General features: G+C 38.3%; 17 protein-coding genes and 1 pseudogene. 11 read left to right on the top strand and 7 right to left on the bottom strand.

All coding sequences use genetic code 11. The features are described 5' to 3' along the window. The 5 genes from ACINWC141_RS08125 to ACINWC141_RS08105 all read left to right on the top strand — a co-directional run. A protein-coding gene (locus tag ACINWC141_RS08125; RefSeq protein WP_155757872.1) for an IS3 family transposase occupies positions 1 to 1,009 on the top strand; the annotation gives its coding sequence in 2 pieces (ribosomal slippage) (positions 1 to 186 and positions 186 to 1,009; 1,010 coding nt annotated over the 2 pieces). This gene is flagged as partial in the annotation. Between the two features lie 293 nt (positions 1,010 to 1,302). Further along, positions 1,303 to 1,734, top strand: a complete 432-nt coding sequence (locus ACINWC141_RS08120) for a DoxX family protein (RefSeq protein ID WP_009389993.1) — start codon at positions 1,303 to 1,305, stop codon at positions 1,732 to 1,734. A 31-nt stretch (positions 1,735 to 1,765) separates the two neighbouring features. Then, entirely contained in the window at positions 1,766 to 2,680 is a 915-nt protein-coding gene (locus tag ACINWC141_RS08115; RefSeq protein ID WP_009389971.1) for a hypothetical protein, read from the top strand. A 109-nt stretch (positions 2,681 to 2,789) separates the two neighbouring features. Beyond that, the gene (locus tag ACINWC141_RS08110) at positions 2,790 to 4,250 is read left to right on the top strand and encodes an alginate export family protein (protein WP_009389905.1); all 1,461 of its coding nucleotides are present in this window, start codon (positions 2,790 to 2,792) and stop codon (positions 4,248 to 4,250) included. A gap of 18 nt (positions 4,251 to 4,268) precedes the next feature. Continuing rightward, the gene (locus tag ACINWC141_RS08105) at positions 4,269 to 4,883 is read left to right on the top strand and encodes a M17 family peptidase N-terminal domain-containing protein (RefSeq protein WP_009389768.1); all 615 of its coding nucleotides are present in this window, start codon (positions 4,269 to 4,271) and stop codon (positions 4,881 to 4,883) included. A gap of 95 nt (positions 4,884 to 4,978) precedes the next feature. On the opposite strand, the gene ACINWC141_RS08100 is transcribed toward ACINWC141_RS08105, so the two are convergent. Together ACINWC141_RS08100 and ACINWC141_RS08095 are read right to left on the bottom strand one after the other, a co-directional pair. After that, positions 4,979 to 5,890 (bottom strand): ornithine cyclodeaminase family protein, encoded by a 912-nt coding sequence (locus tag ACINWC141_RS08100; protein WP_009390045.1) that lies wholly within the window; start codon positions 5,888 to 5,890, stop codon positions 4,979 to 4,981. Positions 5,891 to 6,003: 113 nt separating this feature from the next. Further along, positions 6,004 to 6,972, bottom strand: a complete 969-nt coding sequence (locus ACINWC141_RS08095) for a threo-3-hydroxy-L-aspartate ammonia-lyase (RefSeq protein WP_009389789.1) — start codon at positions 6,970 to 6,972, stop codon at positions 6,004 to 6,006. Positions 6,973 to 7,227: 255 nt separating this feature from the next. On the opposite strand from ACINWC141_RS08095, the gene ACINWC141_RS08090 reads away from it, so the two are divergent. Beyond that, positions 7,228 to 7,851, top strand: a complete 624-nt coding sequence (locus ACINWC141_RS08090; protein WP_009389939.1) for a helix-turn-helix transcriptional regulator — start codon at positions 7,228 to 7,230, stop codon at positions 7,849 to 7,851. 110 nt (positions 7,852 to 7,961) lie between these two features. Continuing rightward, on the top strand, positions 7,962 to 8,198 hold the full coding sequence (locus ACINWC141_RS20670) for a hypothetical protein (RefSeq protein ID WP_081400064.1): 237 nt from the start codon (positions 7,962 to 7,964) through the stop codon (positions 8,196 to 8,198). Positions 8,199 to 8,234: 36 nt separating this feature from the next. Here ACINWC141_RS20670 and ACINWC141_RS08085 read toward each other — a convergent pair whose 3' ends face one another. Together ACINWC141_RS08085 and ACINWC141_RS08080 are read right to left on the bottom strand one after the other, a co-directional pair. Then, positions 8,235 to 8,921, bottom strand: coding sequence for a pirin family protein (locus ACINWC141_RS08085; RefSeq protein ID WP_009390027.1), 687 nt, complete (start codon positions 8,919 to 8,921; stop codon positions 8,235 to 8,237). A gap of 188 nt (positions 8,922 to 9,109) precedes the next feature. After that, positions 9,110 to 10,348, bottom strand: coding sequence for a L,D-transpeptidase family protein (locus tag ACINWC141_RS08080; RefSeq protein ID WP_009389879.1), 1,239 nt, complete (start codon positions 10,346 to 10,348; stop codon positions 9,110 to 9,112). Positions 10,349 to 10,649: 301 nt separating this feature from the next. On the opposite strand from ACINWC141_RS08080, the gene hemE reads away from it, so the two are divergent. The 4 genes and pseudogenes from hemE to ACINWC141_RS20065 all read left to right on the top strand — a co-directional run bounded on the left by hemE (position 10,650) and on the right by ACINWC141_RS20065 (position 15,097). Beyond that, the gene (gene hemE / locus ACINWC141_RS08075) at positions 10,650 to 11,723 is read left to right on the top strand and encodes a uroporphyrinogen decarboxylase (protein WP_009390017.1); all 1,074 of its coding nucleotides are present in this window, start codon (positions 10,650 to 10,652) and stop codon (positions 11,721 to 11,723) included. Positions 11,724 to 11,729: 6 nt separating this feature from the next. Beyond that, complete coding sequence (locus tag ACINWC141_RS08070) at positions 11,730 to 12,524, top strand: DUF817 family protein (RefSeq protein WP_009389935.1); 795 nt, start codon at positions 11,730 to 11,732, stop codon at positions 12,522 to 12,524. Positions 12,525 to 12,672: 148 nt separating this feature from the next. Next, a complete protein-coding gene (locus tag ACINWC141_RS08065; protein WP_009390001.1) occupies positions 12,673 to 13,143 on the top strand; it encodes a DUF3015 family protein in 471 nt (156 codons plus the stop codon). Between the two features lie 70 nt (positions 13,144 to 13,213). Continuing rightward, positions 13,214 to 15,097, top strand: a pseudogene (locus ACINWC141_RS20065) (Lnb N-terminal periplasmic domain-containing protein). 64 nt (positions 15,098 to 15,161) lie between these two features. On the opposite strand, the gene ACINWC141_RS08055 reads toward ACINWC141_RS20065, so the two are convergent. From ACINWC141_RS08055 to ACINWC141_RS08045, 3 genes are all read right to left on the bottom strand, one after another. Continuing rightward, complete coding sequence (locus ACINWC141_RS08055; RefSeq protein WP_009389984.1) at positions 15,162 to 16,313, bottom strand: extended-spectrum class C beta-lactamase ADC-295; 1,152 nt, start codon at positions 16,311 to 16,313, stop codon at positions 15,162 to 15,164. A gap of 151 nt (positions 16,314 to 16,464) precedes the next feature. Continuing rightward, entirely contained in the window at positions 16,465 to 17,013 is a 549-nt protein-coding gene (gene folE, locus ACINWC141_RS08050; RefSeq protein ID WP_171061966.1) for a GTP cyclohydrolase I FolE, read from the bottom strand. A gap of 90 nt (positions 17,014 to 17,103) precedes the next feature. Next, positions 17,104 to 17,793, bottom strand: coding sequence for a Smr/MutS family protein (locus tag ACINWC141_RS08045; RefSeq protein ID WP_009389787.1), 690 nt, complete (start codon positions 17,791 to 17,793; stop codon positions 17,104 to 17,106). Positions 17,794 to 17,801 lie beyond the last annotated feature (8 nt).

Genomic DNA, 17,801 nt, shown 5'->3' with positions numbered 1-17,801 from the left:
CTGTAGCGACCCTTTGCCGTGAACACGGCATGAGTAATGCTACCTTTTATAAATGGCGTGCCAAATATGGTGGTATGGATACATCATTAATGGCTCGACTGAAAGAGCTAGAAGCCGAAAATACCAGACTTAAAAAGATGTATGCGGAAGAGCGATTAAAGGCCGAAATCATCCAGGAAGCGATGGCAAAAAAGTGGTAAAGCCATCTTGCCGGCGTAAGATGGCACAACAGGCAGTTGCCCAGCATGCCATTAGTATTCGTTTGGCTTGTAAAGCATTTGGCATTAGTGAAACCTGCTACCGCTATCAAGCCAAACTCAGCGATGACAATGCACTCATTGCTGAACAGCTCATTGAACTCACTGAGGAAAATTCCGATTGGGGCTTTGGTTTGTGCTTCTCGTATTTACGGCATGTTGAGAGTTGCTGCTGGAATCACAAGCGGGTTTACCGCATTTACTGTGAGTTGGCACTGAATCTGCGTATTAAACCGAGAAGAAGACTAAAACGGCATGCGCCTGAACCATTGAAAGAACCAATCCGAGAAAATCAGGTTTGGTCATTAGATTTTATGCATGATCAGCTTTCCGATGGTCGCAAGTTTCGATTATTGAATGTGATTGATGATTACCGCCGCGAAGGCCTAGCCATTGAAGCAGGGTTCTCATTGCCCACAATCAGGGTTATTCGTACGTTGAATCAATTGCTGGAGTGGAGAGAAAAACCGTTAGTGATCCGATGCGATAATGGTCCCGAATTTATCAGTCACGAATTTGTGCGCTGGGCTACTGAGCACGGTATTCGTATTGAATATATTCAACCGGGTAAGCCACAGCAGAATGCGTATATTGAACGCTATAATCGGACCATACGTTATAGTTGGCTGAGCAAGCATTTATTTGATACTTTGGATGAAGTACAAGATTATGCAACAAACTGGTTGTGGCATTACAACCATGAAAGACCACATCAAGCTAACAAAGGAAAGCCACCTCTAATGGCTGCTTAACCTCTACTTTTAACTTCGGTTATTTATGGGAGGATTACCGCGTGTCGCTAAACTATATTATGATGTTCTACTTATCAATCATTGTATCTTTTAGGGATACAGTTTGTATTTAAATGAATATCTAGTAGTTTACAGTTATTTTTGATTTTATATAGTCTGCTAATTAATTTGTTTGGTGAGCTATATAAATAATCATTTTAAATATCTAAATTAAAATCATATTTCTTGAAAATATTAATATTTTTATAACTTTATAGGGTTGTTAAAAATCGAAATGCCAATGAGGTAAATAGATGAGTGACTTAATTAATAATAATCCTGTGTGGGTAAAAAAGATCTTATCAATTCATGGATTGCTGCCACTTCTTCGACTTGCATTAGTTTCAGCCTATTTAGTCGGTGGAATTAATAAATTAATCGGATTTCATATGGCTATTGAGGAGCAGGCGAGTTTTGGTTTACAGCCTGCTTGGCTCTGGGCATCTACAGCGATTTTGATTGAAATTGTGGGTTCGCTCTTGGTTATTTTTAATCGTTTTGTCTGGTTAGGTGCCGGGGCTTTAGGCTGTCTAACCGCCATAGCGATGCTGGTTGCAAACGATTTTTGGAATCACACAGGTCCAGCATTTTTTAGCACCTTTAATAGTTTCTTTGAACACCTCGGTCTCATTGCCGCTCTAGTAATGGTCACCATTCTTTCTAATCAACAAACAAAGTCACAATAAGTTGTAGTACTTAATTTTTACGGAGTCTTTTATGCGTAAATCATTATCAGCCTTGCTTTTAAGCACAATGCTAGTGGGCACAAATGTTGCCATTGTTCCTCAAGTTTTTGCCAAAACAACAATCAATGTAAAAAGTGAAGCGCCCGGTGTAGCTCCTCAATACGATACAACGCATGTGTATGTTAACCCAGAAGAATTCGATAAATTTACCGAGAGCTTAGTCGCGACTTTTGGTGGAACTAAATCTAAACAGGGCGTTTTTCAGGTGACGCCAACACCAAGCCAGACCATTTCTCAACTTGTATTGACTCCAGTAGGAACACTGTCTGTATTTGGTTTTAAAACTCCCGTTCCATATCCTTTTGGCTCGGAAAGAACAGGCTATTTAGTCAAAGATATGGATGCAGCCGTACAGTCTGCCAAAGCAAATGGCGCAGATGTGATTGTTGATGCATTTCCTGACCCAATCGGGCGTGATGCAGTCATCCAATGGCCGGGTGGCGTAAATATGCAGCTTTATTGGCACACCACTAAACCGAGCTATAACAAACTGGAAACTGTTCCAGAAAATCGTATTTATGTTTCAAAACAAAGTGCCGATTCTTTCGTTAAAAAGTTCGTTAATTTCTCGCACGGCAAAGTGGTTTCAGACAACCCTAAAGCGGCTGGTGTAGAAATTGGACGCCCAAATGAAACGTATAGACGTATTCGCGTTGAATCTGATTTCGGCAAAATGACAGTATTGGTTACTGATGGTCATCTTCCATATCCATATGGGCACGATATGACGGGTTATGAAGTCAAAAATTTATCAGAGACTTTAGATAAAGCCACAAAAGCGGGTGTGACAGTCTTGGTGAATGCCTATAAATCAGAGGGTCGTGAGGCGGCAATGGTACAGTTCCCGGGTGGTTATATTGCCGAAATTCATGCTGCTACAAAGTAATTTATTGTCTTAATGATTGTTCGAAATCAATGCTCATATGGCCTAAGGGCGGTGTGAGCGTAAAAGACTAAGTCTCTGCAATGACCTGTTTATTACCGTGGATAATTATATGGCCCAGCCTATTTCTAATGATAGAAAATATCGCACTAAGACCTCAGAAAATTATCTCAAAATTATAAAAATGAGTTTCTTGCTTACGGGGAGTTTATTTCTTTATGAATTTGCTCATGCAGAAAATGAAGCTTCAAATATAAATACATGTCCAACTCGTCCAAAAATTTCAACCAATCGTTGGCAAGAAAATTGGGATGTTTTAAAAAACTCGTGTGTACCAAAGAAAATAGGCGATGATTTCAAATATATACCCTTTGGCAATAATAATTATTTGTCATTGGGTGCGAATATTCGTGAGCGTTTTGAAGTCAATAATAATGCGAGATTTGGCAGCGGAAATAATCAAGCCGATCGCTATTTAATTCAAAGATTACAAGTTCATGCAGATGCACGTATTGGCGATCATTTACAATTATTTACTCAGCTTAGTGATGCAAGAGCGTTTGATAAAAAGAATATTAGCAGCACCGACCAGAATAGACTTGATGTAGAGCAAGCTTTTATTGCTTGGGTGAGTCCTTTAAATAACGGAACTTTTAAGTTTAGAGTTGGCCGTCAAGAGATGGCTTTTGACTTACAACGCTTTATTTCAAATCGCGAGGGGCCAAACGTTCGGCAAGCCTTCGATGGCATTTGGTCTGGTTATGAATATGGCGATTGGAGAGTTTTAGGTTATCTCACTAGACCTGTTCAAATTGAAAAAGATTCAACTTTTAATGACCACTCGAAAAGTAATTTAAGTTTTAGTGGCTTTCGTGTAGATAAACAAAATGTGTGGGGAGGTGAGTTATCTGGTTATTACTCACGTTATGAACGGGATAATGCATCTTTTACAAGCGTTAAGGGTAATGAAATTAGAGACTTATATGACCTTCGCCATATGGGTAAAAAGAATAATATCGATTGGGATGTTGAAGGTATGTTTCAACATGGAAGGATTGGTGGACAAACTATTCAGGCATGGGGACTCAGTAGCATTACAGGATACACGTTTGCTGACCAAGCTTGGTCGCCGCGTTTAGGCGTCCAGTTTGATATTGCTACAGGTGATAAAAACGCCAACGATAATGAACTCAATACTTTTAACCAGCTCTTTGCAAACGGCTCATACTTTACTTTGGCGGGTTACAGTGGCTACAGCAATATTATTCACATAAAACCCTCTCTGACACTTAAGCCTTCAGATAAACTTACTCTGTTAAGTGCTTTAGGTTTTCAGTGGCGTGAAACCACCCACGACGCAGTTTATTTCCAAGGCAATAACAGCATGGCAAACACAGCAGGCCAAGGCTCAAGCTGGACAGGGGCATATATTCAATTGAGAGCAGACCAAAAAATAAATGCTAATTTGTCTGTGGCTGCCGAAGGGGTTCACTTTGAAGTTGGAGATACAGTTAAGAGAGCAGGTGGTAAAGATGCAAACTATTTAGGCCTTGAGCTTAAATATGGATGGTAAAACCAGAAGAGAAAAAATATGAGCACAGATATAAAGCAAACAAAAATTGGAAGTTACCAAAATCTAGACATCGAACTCGTGACTTGGGATTGTACCTCGGCTGAGGTTGAACTTTCCTGTGCTTGTATTTTTGAACATGAAATGCATAACCGCTCTTTTTCGGGTGGATTGGCACATTTAGATGAAGCTCTAAATGGAAGACTAAATGAAATACGAAAAAATAACGGGTTCAGCGCGAAATTGAATGATGTTCTTTTAATAAATCAAACTCCATCAACCATACAAGCCTCTAATGTTTTACTTGTCGGGATGGGGGCACCAGAAGATTTCACGATAGAAAGAATCGAGACTGCGATAAAAACTGTTGTGAAAACAGCCCATCAATTGGAACTCAAAAGTGTGGCATTTGCGCCTAGTATTTTAGATACAGGTCTGAATCCTCCCGCTGGTTTAAATGAACTCATGCTAAGAAGTTTAAGAGAAGAATTAGACAAACATCATCAACTTTATTTGCAAAATTTAGTCAAAAAATCTGAAATTGAAAGATGGGTATTTGATTCAGGTTTTCAAAATTATGAGGCAAAGGCTGAGCAATATATAGCGTCTTTTGCCAAAATTTTTACTCAAGATTAATTCTGATTTTAAGAGAGAATTCGCAAAGCGTTATAAAAAGAAAGATGTTTTAATCTAACTGCATCAGCCTATACGATGCAGTTAAATGATCAATATTAAGAAATTTCTAAAATTTTTTGGGCGATATATAAATCTTGTATAGATAACCCTGAACTATCATAAATTGTGATTTGTTCCTGAGACTGTCTTCCTTGAGCATTTGCTAAAAGCACATCACCGATATTTATTAAAATTGCAGACTCGGGCGCGTGTTGGAATTCACCAATGACTTTAGACTGGCTATTCAGATCACAAAATAAACCACTATGTGCAAATAACTCTGGCGGAAGTTCTTGTTTGCCTTGTTTATCTGAACCCATAGATGAAATATGAGTACCGCTTTTTACCCATTCTGCTTTAAAAAGAGGAGTGTGGGAGGAGGTTGTGGTCACAATAATATCAGCCTGTTCACAAGCTTCTTTTGCATCAGTAATTTTAATTTCAATCCCTAATTGCTTTAGAGCTTCTGCCATTTTTTCAGCTTTACTTGAGTTGCGTCCAACTATCAAAATCTGCTCGAAATTTCTAATTTTTGCTAAAGCTTCACATTCATATTTTGCCTGATTTCCTGTACCAAATATCGCTAATACTTTTGAATCTTTTCTTGCAAGTACATGAGTTGCAACAGCATTAGACGCAGCTGTTCGAAATGCATTAACTTTGCCTGCTTCAATGGCTGCTGCCATTTTTCCGTTGGTCTGATTAAATAATAAAATGAGTGCGTTATGGCGAGGCAAACCATTTTTAGGGTTATCTTCCCAAAAAGAACCAACTTTAAGACCAGCTAAGTGCTGAGTCGCCGATGATTTAACACTAAATGTATTTTTGCTATCGGACGCATGACCGTGAACTACAGGAAAACTTTGAGTGTCCGTTTGAGTTGCAGCAATTAAAGCTTGGTAAATGGCGTCATAAGCCAGTTCATGATTGATGAGAGCAGAAGATTCAGACTCAGAAATAAATCTCATCACATCTCCAAAAGTTTATTTAAATTAAGACGCGAACAGATCGAGAGACGAGTAGACATGTAATGTCTACTTATGACGCATTAATTGGCATCATAGATAGACATCGACTTTTATTACGCAGATAAAAATTCTACATATTTAGAAATATCGACATTGCCACCGCTAATAATGATGCCTATACGTTTGCCTTTTAACTCATGTTTTAAATTACGCGCAGCAGCAAATCCGAGACAGCCTGTCGGTTCAACCACCATTTTCATTCTTTCAGCAAAGAACTTCATACAGCTAATCAGGTCTTCATCTTCTACTGTCAAAATGTCATCTACATTCTTTTGAATAATAGGGAATGTTAGTTTGCCTAGATATTGAGTTTGAGCACCATCGGCAATGGTTTGCGGCGTATCAATATGAACAATTTCTCCTTTTCTAAATGACATTTGTCCATCATTTCCTAAAGCAGGTTCAACACCATATATTTTACAGTTAGGCGAGAGCTGGCGAGCAGACAGGGCAGAACCTGCCAATAAACCACCACCACCTAAACATACAAACAGATAATCTAAGTCACCCACTTCTTCAAATAACTCTTTTGCAGCCGTTCCTTGTCCAGCAATTACATGAGGATGGTCATAAGATGGAATGAGTGTCAGGCCATTTTTTTCAGCTATTTCTTTTCCAATTTTTTCCCGATCTTCTGTATAGCGGTCAAATTCAACAATATCTGCGCCGTATTCTCGTGTTGCTGCCATTTTTGCAGCAGGAGCATCTTGGGGCATAACGATTATGGCTGGAATACCAAGAGTTTTTGCTGACAGTGCAATCGCTTGTGCGTGGTTTCCCGAAGAGAAAGCAACCACACCAGCTTTTTTTTGAGCATCATTGAATTGCAAAAGTGCATTCATTGCACCACGAAATTTGAAAGCGCCAACACGTTGAAAATTCTCACATTTAAAGAATACTTCTGCTTCAAATTCATTGTTAACAGTACGTGAAGTTAAAACAGGGGTTTTATTGACCAAACCTTTTATACGTTCAGCAGCGGCTGCGACATCTTCATAAGTTGGAAGGGTTAAATTTTTCATAATTAAACCTAATTCTATTCAATGTTTTTGGGTGCAAGATTTCGTATCGCTCAAGGAATACACAATAGATTGACCTTGTTTAGATAAAATATATATATTTAGATAAAATGTCTAATTTTATTTTCTAATGTGATAACAATGAGATATAAGATTTTGATTTACATTAAGTTTAAAATTAGATAAAAAGTCTAAATTACTATTGCATGCTTTACGCTAGGGTATGAAATAGTAAGTAAGTCATTTGGAGAAAATAAATTGGGCAATCGTGATAAATATTTACTCACTCAGCTAGATACAATTGCAAAAGGATTAAGTGAAACGCTATCTCCTTTTTGCGAAGTTGTGGTCCATGACTTAACAAATCCTGAGCATGCCATACTCTCAATACACAATAATTTATCTGGTCGAAAAATTGGAGATCCAGCAACTGAGTTAGGGTTGGCTAGAATCATGTCTCCAGAATTTCCAAACCTTATTTCAAACTATGCAAACCAGTTTGCAGATGGCCGTCCCGCAAAAAGCACGTCTATTGGAATTAAAGATGAAGAGGGCCAGTATGTGGCTGCTTTATGTATGAATATTGATTTAACGCTATTTAGAGGTATGCAAAGCGCTTTAGAGCATTTCACTAAAATTGAAACTGATAAAATTGTTGAAAATTTGGAGCCGAGTGGCACTGAAGCAATCCGAAAATATATCGATCAATTTGCCTCAAAACATGCCACTACACCACGTATGTTAAAACTCAATGAGAGAAAGCAAGTAATACATGAGCTCAAGAATAATGGTTTGTTAGACATTAAAAAGGCTTTAGAGACAGTGGCACAACATTTAGGTATATCAAGAGCGAGTGCCTATTTGTATGTAAAGGAAACTTAAGATTTATTTATATCTATCAAAATACAACTTGTTTATTGAGCATGACTCATTTAAATAATGAAATAGGAACACAACAAGCATCTCTCTAGCTTGATTTAGGAGGTCGTTATTTGAAGTTATTTATAATTATATTTATTGCAATTTTTTCTAGTATTGGACTGATCTGCTTAATTGCTCTACTCAAAAATCTAAAAAACAATTCGTCATCTGGCGAACACGATTATTCATCTTCTTCAACACATCATTTTCACGATAATAGTCCTAGTCATCATAGCTCTAGTTATTCAAATGATTGTTCATCATCTTCAGATTCAGGTAGCTGCGATAGCGGTGGCGGTGGAGATTAAAAAAAAGCCCTTTTATGCAAAGGGCTTTTGATGACTTTAAGGTAAATCGAACCAGATAAATTGACTATCTTCAGTTGCTTGAATCGTCGCTTTATCTTCAAAAACAAAGGCATCACCAGCTTTGACTTCTTGATCACCAATACGAATGACACCAGAGATCACGTGAACATAGTTCACTTTTTTAACTGGCTCAACATTTAACTCATGTCCTTTTTCCAATACAGCAGACTTTACTTCTGCATCTTGGCGAATATGCATCGGTGCATTTGTATCTGGACCTGCTATTAAATGCCATTTGTTTGGATCTTTACGCGGGTCAAGATTAATTTGCTGGTAATTTGGTTCTGCATCTCTTTCATCAGGAATAATCCAGATTTGAAGTAAATGGACAGGTGTATCACTGTTATTAATTTCACTATGAGCAACACCTGTGCCAGCACTCATGAGCTGCCATTCACCTGCGTTAATCTCGCCTTCATTTCCCATGGTATCGCGGTGTGAAATAGCACCATCAAGCACACAGGTTAAGATTTCCATATTGTCATGCGAGTGTGTACCGAAACCATTATGCGCATCAATTCTGTCGTCATTAATGACTCGTAAAGCACTTACACCCATATATTTAGGGTCATACCAGCTACCAAATGAAAAGCTATGATAAGACTCTAACCAACCTGCTTTAACATGTCCTCGATCTTCACCACGATGTAGATAACCATTCATGATCTAATCTCCCAAATTTTTATTTATCTCTTGAGAAATATCTTAACGTTCTATTGAGGCTATAAAAATAGGCTAACTGCAACATGTCGTTGCATAATTGATATGGTTGTAAAGTTTTTTATGTATCAATGCATTTTTTAGAATAAAAAAACCTGCCATGTAGGCAGGTCTTTTAAAGAAAATATTGATTATTCAAGGAATTTAACAGTTACGCCAGAACGTACTTTACTTCCTAAATCGTTTGCATCCCAGTTCGTTAAACGAATACAACCGTGTGATGCAGTTTTAGAGATTAAAGATGGGTTTGGTGTTCCGTGAATACCAAAAGATTTTTTACTTAAACCAATCCAGATATTACCAACAGGAGCATTAGGACCAGGTGGTAAAGAAAGTGGTTTTAAGTTTTTGCCTTGTACGAAGTTCGAAGGTGAGTAGCTGTACCATGGGTTACGTGCCACACCCACTACCTTGTAAGTACCGGCCGGAGAAGGCGTATCAGTACTGCCAATTGTTGCAGGAAATGAGGCAATCATTTGGTTCCGGCTATTGAAGAGATACAATTGTTTTGCACCTTTGTGGGCAATAATCAAATGAATGTCTTCTGGTAAATCATTGCGTACGTTTGGAACAATGATTTTTTCACCCGCTTTTTTGAATGTTGCTGTTGGGTTTAATCTCTTTAAGAAAGCTTCATCAATATGAAACTTCTCGCCCAACATTTCGCTAACACGAGTGTAGTACAAACCTTTCATTTTAGCTTGTAATGCGTAGTCAGAAGGAATCGACTCAGCATATGGACCTTTTAAGTCAGCATCAGAAATAGTGTATTCAATAAATGCTGGCTTGGTTTGTTTAGCAACTAACGCATCCCAAGTTTCTTTAGTCAGTTCACCAGTAGGTGATAAACCATTCATTTGCTGGAATGAAGAAATTGCTTTTAATGTGTTTTTACCGCTCATGCCGTCAATAGCACCTGGCGATGCATGCGCATTATTAAGCATAACGTGCGCACGTGCATAAACTGGAAGTTGGCCTTTACCAATATTTTCAGACCATTCTGCCGAGTTCAAGCCATCTAGTGTCCATGAAGCAGCAGGTACTTGTGTGGTTTTAGACGCCGTTGTGCTTTTAGCAGTTGCTGGTGTAGACGCAGCAATACCAGACTCAGCATTTGGGTCTTCGGTTTTTTGCAAATTTTGTAATGTTGTTGACGCTCGATTTAGATCATTTTGTTCTTGAGCGGTAATTTGTGTCGGAGCTTGAGCTTGTACAGTTGAAGCTGCATCTACTGCTAAAGGATCAATCGGATCTTCTACAGGAGCTGATACCTTTTTAGGGTTCAGTGGTTGCTCAGTTGTTGAAGCAGCAAAAGCAACATTAGCAATAATACAACTTAAACTCATAGCGAGTAATGAGCGAACAAACATGTAATTCAACCTTAAGAATTTTCATATAGGCAATAGGGGATTGATCTGTTCTTAAAGTGCAAAAAATTACCAATAACTCATCTCTATGAGCCCAAGATTGGCAATTTAGTGAGTCAAAGAATACCAATAAACCCAATGTAACATGTTGCAAGTATTGCAGAAAACCCCGCATCTTGCAGTAGACTTTTGTGTAAATATGCATTTTTTAGTAGATTGACGAGTTTTTTGTGTGAAATTGAAATTATAAAAATGTCTCTGTTTTTGATATGATGCTGCCACATAAAGAAGATAGAGATTGGTAATGACGGCTTTGAAAAATGATCGTTTCCTCCGTGCTTTGTTACGCGAACCTGTAGATACCACCCCGGTATGGATGATGCGTCAAGCAGGACGTTATTTGCCTGAATATCGTGAAACACGTTCAAAAGCAGGTGATTTCCTATCTTTATGTAAAAATACAGATTTTGCCTGTGAAGTGACTTTGCAACCTTTGCGTCGCTATGATTTAGATGCAGCAATTTTATTTTCAGATATTTTAACCATTCCAGATGCATTGGGTTTAGGACTTTATTTTGAAACTGGCGAAGGTCCTAAGTTCCAAAAGACCGTACGTACTGAACAAGATGTGGCTAACTTACCAAAGTTAAATGCAAAATCAGATCTTGATTATGTGATGAACGCTGTAAGCACAATTCGCTCTGCTTTGGGTGGTCAAGTTCCACTGATTGGTTTTTCTGGTAGTCCTTGGACGCTTGCAACCTATATGGTTGAAGGCGGTTCAAGTAAAGAATTCCGTTTTACCAAGCAAATGATGTATGCGCAGCCAGAAGTTTTGCATGCTTTGCTTGGTCATTTAGCAGATTCAGTTATTGATTATTTAAATGCTCAGATTGATGCAGGTGCTCAGGCGATTCAGATCTTTGATAGCTGGGGCGGGGCATTGGCACATCGTGAATATGTCGAATTCTCTTTAAACTACATGAATAAAATCATTGCTGGTTTACAACGTGAGAAAGATGGCCGACGCATTCCTATCATTGTGTTCACTAAAGGTGGCGGCCAATGGTTAGAGCCAATGATGACCACAGGTGCAGATGCATTAGGTCTAGATTGGACGACTCCATTAAATACAGCTCGAACTACAGTGGCTGGGCGTGTAGCTTTACAAGGAAATCTTGATCCTGCTGTTTTATACGGTTCGGCTGCTTCAATTGAAAAAGCAGTGAAAGCAATGTTGGATGATGCTTACGCAAATGGCGAAAAGACCGGTTACATTGCTAACTTGGGCCATGGGATTACTCAGTGGGTAGACCCTGCACAACCAAAAATCTTTGTAGATACAGTGCATGAGTATAGTGCTAAATATCTAGGATAGTTTTTTGTGCAATATCTCACTTTACCGTTTCAATTTATCGGCAAGGCTGTTTCGGCAGCCTTGTTTGGTATTTTGCTTTTAATTGCTTTTGCTTTAACAGCGCCGATGGGAAGCCATGAATATATGGGTTTTTATCGTTATGATTATTTACTCATCTATGCAGTATTAATCCAGATTTGCTTACTCTATTTAAAACTGGAGTCGTGGGCAGAAGCTAAAGTGATTGCTTTGTTTCACGTCATGGCAATGGTCATGGAAATATTCTTAACGCATCCTGCGATTGCATCGTGGCAATATCCACAGCCTGCCGTATTTAGAATTTTAACAGTGCCTTTGTTTGCGGGCTTTATGTATTCGGCTGTAGGTAGTTTCTTCGCACGCTCTATACGACTGTTTCAAGTGTCTTTTGAAAAGCTTCCAAGTTTTGGAACTATGCTTTTGCTGGCATTTTTCTCATATATAAACTTTATGAGTAAATTTTTTGTTCCCGACATTCGTTATATTTTATTTGCCATTAGTATTTTTATTTTTTGGAAAACAAAACTTTATTTTCAACTTAATCAACATAAATTTAAAATCCCGATGTTACCCATATTATTGACGCTCGCGTTTGTGATTTGGGTCGCTGAAAATATAAGTACATTTTATAAAATCTGGCTCTATCCAAGTCAGGTTAATGCTTGGCATATGGTGGGTTGGGGTAAGCTAGGTTCATGGTATTTATTATTAATTTTGAGTCTAGTGCTGGTGCTTAAAATATTAGGTAACAGGGATAATCAAGGTAACTGGAATTTAAGATAATTTTTCTTTTGCACTTTTCATAATATTGTTTATTTTTTAATTGCTAAATCACAGCCTTCTCGCTATCTTTAATAGCGTGTAATAAGAATTACACATAACAATACAACACATAAGAAACAATCAATAATGATTTTGGAGATTTACATCTATGTTAAAAAAATTAGCTTTAGCTGCTTTATTAGTAGCTGGTTCAAGTGTTGCAATGGCTGATAACGATGTGGGCTGTGGTGTGGGTACACAAGTATGGGCTGGCAAAAAAGGAGTAGCGCCTAAAATTCTTGCTGCAACAACAAACGGTATTTTTACTAACCAATTACTAGGGATCACTTTCGGTACTTTAGGCTGCCGTCAAGGCGGAACAGTAACAGCGCAAGTTGTCACATTCACAAATGAAAATGCAGAAGCTTTAGCACGTGATATGGCAGTAGGCCAAGGTGAAAGCCTGAACGTACTTGCTGAGTTAATGCAAATCAAACCTCAAGATAAAGAACGTTTCTTTAAAGTTTCAAAAGCAAACTTTGGTGAAATCTACTCTGCAAACAACCAAAATACGCTTCAAGTTTTAGCATCACTACAAACTGTAATGGCTAAAGACGACGTTTTAAAAGCTTACGTATAAGTTTGAAACTGAAAACCCTGTCCTATGGCAGGGTTTTTCTTATATTTAATGATAAAAATTGATGAGCTTAATGAAGTCAGTTGTTTTAGTTTTTGCCTCGTTGGCAGTGAATATTGCGTATTCAGCAGATATAAATCCATCTATTCAAAAATATTGGTCAATTGCAGAACAGAAAAAATTAGATCAAGACATTACATGGCAAAGGCTCATGTATGCCAATAAAAACCATAAAAGTGATGTCACTTATTCTGGCTATTTCATATCAGAAAATGGAAAAAATAATTTAAAAGAAGAACTGAAAGCCGACATCTCGGCATTATTTATGCCTGCTCAAGATAATCAGTCGATTCGCTGTAAATTTCCGGCACGCAGTCAATGGCTCATGCAGAAAGTAGGCATTCAAGAAAATGAATTACCTCAAGTAAAATGTTCAGAATTTGAAAACTGGATTGGACAGATTAAGCCTCATAAAGCGACCTTAATTTATGCGACCGATTTTATGGGCAATCCAAGCTCAATGTTTGGGCATACTTTATTGCGTTTAGATCCAAAAGATCAGCAGCAATTAAACTTAGTTTCCTATGCTGTAAATTATGCAGCAACTGTGGCTGGAAACGACAACTGGTCATATGCCTGGAAAGGCTTAACAGGGCAATATCCGGGTGAATATTCACTGATGCCTTATTACCGTAAAGTAAAAGAGTACGGCGATTTTGAAAGCCGTGATTTATGGGAATATGAGCTAAATTTAACGCCTGAAGAAACACGGTTTTTAGTAGCTCATATTTGGGAAATGCAGCATGTGAGCTTTCCTTATTACTTTGTGAGTGATAACTGCGCCTACAGGTTGTTAGGTTTAGTCGATTTAGTAAAACCTGAGTCTCACCTGCAAGAAAAATTCACTCATGCTTCTATCCCCATGGAAACCATTAAATCGATGCAGTAGCAAGGGCTCACCAAAGCTCCTGTGTATCGACCTGCTTTAGAAACTCAGTTATTGGCCCAAGCTCATCAACATGGCACATCTTTGGCAAAAGTGGCCCATCAAATTGCGATGATGCCCACTCAGCAGTCTTCTCAGATTTTAAAATCATTTAGTGAGCAAGATCAGGCTAAAATTTTAGAGATGGCTTACGATGATTTATATCTTCAATTTACCAGTCGTCAAATAGAAGAAAGCATTGCTCAGCCGCAGTTGCGTCAGCTTTTAGCACTCAGAAGCCAGATTGATTTAGACAAACAGCGTCAAGAACCTAAAAGACCAACAAAAGAGCCAACTCAAGGTCACAATGCACGTAATATTTCAGTCAAAGCAGGCGAGGTTCAAGGAGACAAGTTTCTCGAACTTGGTCATCGACAAGCCTATCATGACTTAATAGATCCTCAAGGAGGATACCGTGCAGGCACTCAATTACTTTTTTTAAATGGCAGTGCGCAGTGGAGAGATGATCATTTAAAACTAGAAAATCTTGATCTGTTAGAAGTAAATTCTTATAACCCAATACAACCTTTTAAAACACCGCTGAGTTGGGGATTTAATTTAGGCTGGCGTCAGGAAGCGCTTCAGGATGGTACTTTTAGTGAAGAAAAACAGCACGGCGTAGCGAATTTTAACGCTCAGGTTGGATATAGTTTTGCTGACTATGAGCGCAAACATATTTGCTATGGGCAACTACAAACCTACGTACAAGCAGGTTCAAATCTAGATAAAGGGTGGCGTGTCGGCCTAGGCCCAACTTTAGGTTGCATGAACCAATGGTTTGAACACTTCAACTCTGTGGTGCAAATTGAATTGCCTTATTGGGAAGACCAAAATCAATGGAATTTGAGAGTAAATACCCAGTGGCAATATGTGATTAATCGTAATAATGCCGTTCGATTAAATTGGGATTATGAACAACAAAATCATCAAGACTGGATGAAATCAAGTCTAGGTTATGTCTGGTTCTTTTAAAGAATAAGCCCATAAAAAAAGAGAAATGACATCATTCATTTCTCTTTTTTGTTTTAAGCAAATATTATTTCTTTATTGCATTCAACACTGCGTAAGCTGCTTTAATGCGTTCTTCATTGGGAATACGTTTATTGGTTAACATGACTAAACCAATATTCTCTTTAGGAATAAACACGACATACGTTCCAAAGCCATTGGTTGAACCAGTTTTGTGGTAAATCTTAACTGAAGGTTCTTTGGAAATGGCAGTGACTTTATTAGGCTTCATCACGATTTGCTCTGAATTACTGTCTAATAAAGTCTGTAAAGGTGCTGGATAAGAGAACTCTTCCCAACCTAATGCTTGATGCATCGTACCTACTTGATAGAAACCTTTATGTGTCTCATTAATTGCGCGTTGAATATCAGCCGGATATTTTTGTGGATTTAGATTGGCATTAACGAAACTCAGCATATCAGGTAAGGTCGATTTAACGCCGTACGCAGGCGCATCTAGTGGGCCGGGGTTAACTCGAATCGGCTGATTTTCTTGGTTATAGCCAAATGCATAGTTTTGCATTTGAGTCTTAGGCACATTTACATAGCTATGTTTTAAGCCAAGATCTGGAAAAATGGTTTTTTCTAAGACTTGGTCGAAAGGTTTATTCATAGACAAAGCTACAACTTTGCCAAATAGACCAATGCTGGGATTTGAATATTGTCGATATTCACCGATTGGGTTTTTAGGTTTCCATTCTTTGAAAAAAGTTAAAACTTGCTGATCTGTTTGGACTTCATCTGGGAATTGTAGCGCAAGGTTGCCACTCGTATACGTCGCAAGCTGAAGTAGGGTAACTCGGTCAATTGGTGTGTTTTTTAATTCTTTCCAATACTTTCCGGGTGTGTCTTCAAAAGAGATTTTTCCTTTTGTTTTTGCATATCCACCTGCTGTGGCGGTAAATAATTTACTCACTGAACCTAGCTCGAAAATGGTATTGCCATTTACGGCTTTTTTATCTTGAACCGATTGCAGGCCATAATACATTTCATAGTTTTTATTATTTTGGATAACTCCCACGGCCATGCCAGGCACATCATATTTTTCTAATAACGGTTTAAAATTTTGATCTACCAGTTTTTTAATTTCTTGCTCTTTGGGTGTATTGTCTGCATAAATTGAGGTATTAAAAATGAAAAGAGAAGGTAAAAGTAAGCAGGAAATTTTTTTAAATCGCATGATTAACTCATAAATTATTTAAAAAGAAAGATGCGTACTTTTATAACAAAAATCACATAATTTAATTGTTATGTTTTATAGACTAAGTGCTTTATCTAAATATAAAAAAACCCAACTCAGTTGGGCTTTTAAATGTGTCACTAAAGAGAAATTAGTAACTTTCAGGTACGGCACTCAAGAACTCACGGCGTGATTCTTTATCGGTTTTAAAATCTCCGATAAATGAAACAGTACGCGTAGTAGACTCTTGCTTACCTACACCACGCATCATCATACACATATGTGCTGAATCGATGACTACAGCGACACCGCGCGCGCCCGTGACTTCAACTACAGCTTCAGCGATTTGCTGAGTCAGGTTTTCCTGAATTTGCAAACGACGTGCAAACATTTCAGTAATACGGGCAAATTTCGACAAGCCAAGAACCTTGCCTTCTGGTAGATAGGCAATATGTACACGGCCATAGAATGGGAGGAGATGATGTTCGCAAAGCGAATAGAATTCAATATTCTTCACCAATACCATTTCATGGTTATCTGATGGGAAAACAGCATTATTGGTGACTTCTTCTAAAGTTTTACTATAGCCAGAAGTTAAATATGAAAAAGCTTTAGCCGCACGCACAGGCGTATCTTTAAGGCCGGGACGATCAAGATCTTCACCGACGGCAGTCAGAATATTTGCGTACGATTGCTGCATAGACATAAGAATGTTCACTTACACTGGTTGAACAAAACGGCATTCTATCAGAAAACTATAAAAAGTCTGAATTCTGTAGAAAATGCCGCTTTATTGTTGGTACTTGGGATTTTTTTCTGCGCGTTTAAGCAGTACGAGAACAGCGCCTGTGCCACCTTGATTTTCTGGTGCACTTACAAAAGCTAAAACATCGCGGTGTTGGCGTAACCATCCGTTGACATAGGTTTTTAAGACCGCTTCAGGGCCTTTACCATGCACAATTTTGATCACATTTTGGTTTTCATCTTTTGCCATTTGGATAATATGTAAAACCGCCTCACGTGCTTGCTCAATCGTACAACCGTGTAAATCTACAGCTTCAAACCAACGTATTTTCCCAGCTTTTAAGTCTTCAAAAACTTTATGCTGAAGGGTAGCAATGCGATAGCTTAATGTTGCTTGGCTTGCGACAGGATTTAAAGCAGCTTGAGTATCAGAGAGTTCAGCATGCTCAGTGTCACGACCACCTTCGGCAGCTGCACGTTTAGCGAGTGTTTGAGCATCAACTTTTTTCGCGCGAGGAGTCCTTACATCAGCAATATTACTATTATTGATGGGTTTAACACCTGCTACAGCACTTTGAAACAGATTTGCACTTTCCAATTCTTCAGACTCAGCCTGAGGTTGTTTGGCCTCAGGCTGACTTGCGATTTTGCTTGAATGAGGATTGGAGATTTGCTTTTTAAATTGCTTCAATAACTTTTGTTGCTCTTTAGAAAGCGATGAATCTTTATTACTCATATATCTTC

The sequence above is a fragment of the Acinetobacter sp. WC-141 genome (assembly GCF_000313935.1).
In the GTDB taxonomy this organism is placed as follows: Bacteria; Pseudomonadota; Gammaproteobacteria; order Pseudomonadales; family Moraxellaceae; genus Acinetobacter.
Note: the sequence above shows the minus strand (reverse complement) of the source record. Positions and strands in the feature narration are given on the sequence as shown.

What these genes read in the sequence shown, in the direction of transcription:
- ACINWC141_RS08120 (WP_009389993.1), top strand. Translation starts at nt 1,303, where the DNA reads ATGAGTGACTTAATTAATAATAATCCTGTGTGGGTAAAAAAGATCTTA.
- ACINWC141_RS08115 (WP_009389971.1), top strand. Translation starts at nt 1,766, where the DNA reads ATGCGTAAATCATTATCAGCCTTGCTTTTAAGCACAATGCTAGTGGGC.
- ACINWC141_RS08110 (WP_009389905.1), top strand. Translation starts at nt 2,790, where the DNA reads ATGGCCCAGCCTATTTCTAATGATAGAAAATATCGCACTAAGACCTCA.
- ACINWC141_RS08105 (WP_009389768.1), top strand. Translation starts at nt 4,269, where the DNA reads ATGAGCACAGATATAAAGCAAACAAAAATTGGAAGTTACCAAAATCTA.
- ACINWC141_RS08100 (WP_009390045.1), bottom strand. Translation starts at nt 5,890, where the DNA reads ATGAGATTTATTTCTGAGTCTGAATCTTCTGCTCTCATCAATCATGAA.
- ACINWC141_RS08095 (WP_009389789.1), bottom strand. Translation starts at nt 6,972, where the DNA reads ATGAAAAATTTAACCCTTCCAACTTATGAAGATGTCGCAGCCGCTGCT.
- ACINWC141_RS08085 (WP_009390027.1), bottom strand. Translation starts at nt 8,921, where the DNA reads ATGAATGGTTATCTACATCGTGGTGAAGATCGAGGACATGTTAAAGCA.
- ACINWC141_RS08080 (WP_009389879.1), bottom strand. Translation starts at nt 10,348, where the DNA reads ATGTTTGTTCGCTCATTACTCGCTATGAGTTTAAGTTGTATTATTGCT.
- hemE (WP_009390017.1), top strand. Translation starts at nt 10,650, where the DNA reads ATGACGGCTTTGAAAAATGATCGTTTCCTCCGTGCTTTGTTACGCGAA.
- ACINWC141_RS08065 (WP_009390001.1), top strand. Translation starts at nt 12,673, where the DNA reads ATGTTAAAAAAATTAGCTTTAGCTGCTTTATTAGTAGCTGGTTCAAGT.
- ACINWC141_RS08055 (WP_009389984.1), bottom strand. Translation starts at nt 16,313, where the DNA reads ATGCGATTTAAAAAAATTTCCTGCTTACTTTTACCTTCTCTTTTCATT.
- folE (WP_171061966.1), bottom strand. Translation starts at nt 17,013, where the DNA reads ATGCAGCAATCGTACGCAAATATTCTGACTGCCGTCGGTGAAGATCTT.
- ACINWC141_RS08045 (WP_009389787.1), bottom strand. Translation starts at nt 17,793, where the DNA reads ATGAGTAATAAAGATTCATCGCTTTCTAAAGAGCAACAAAAGTTATTG.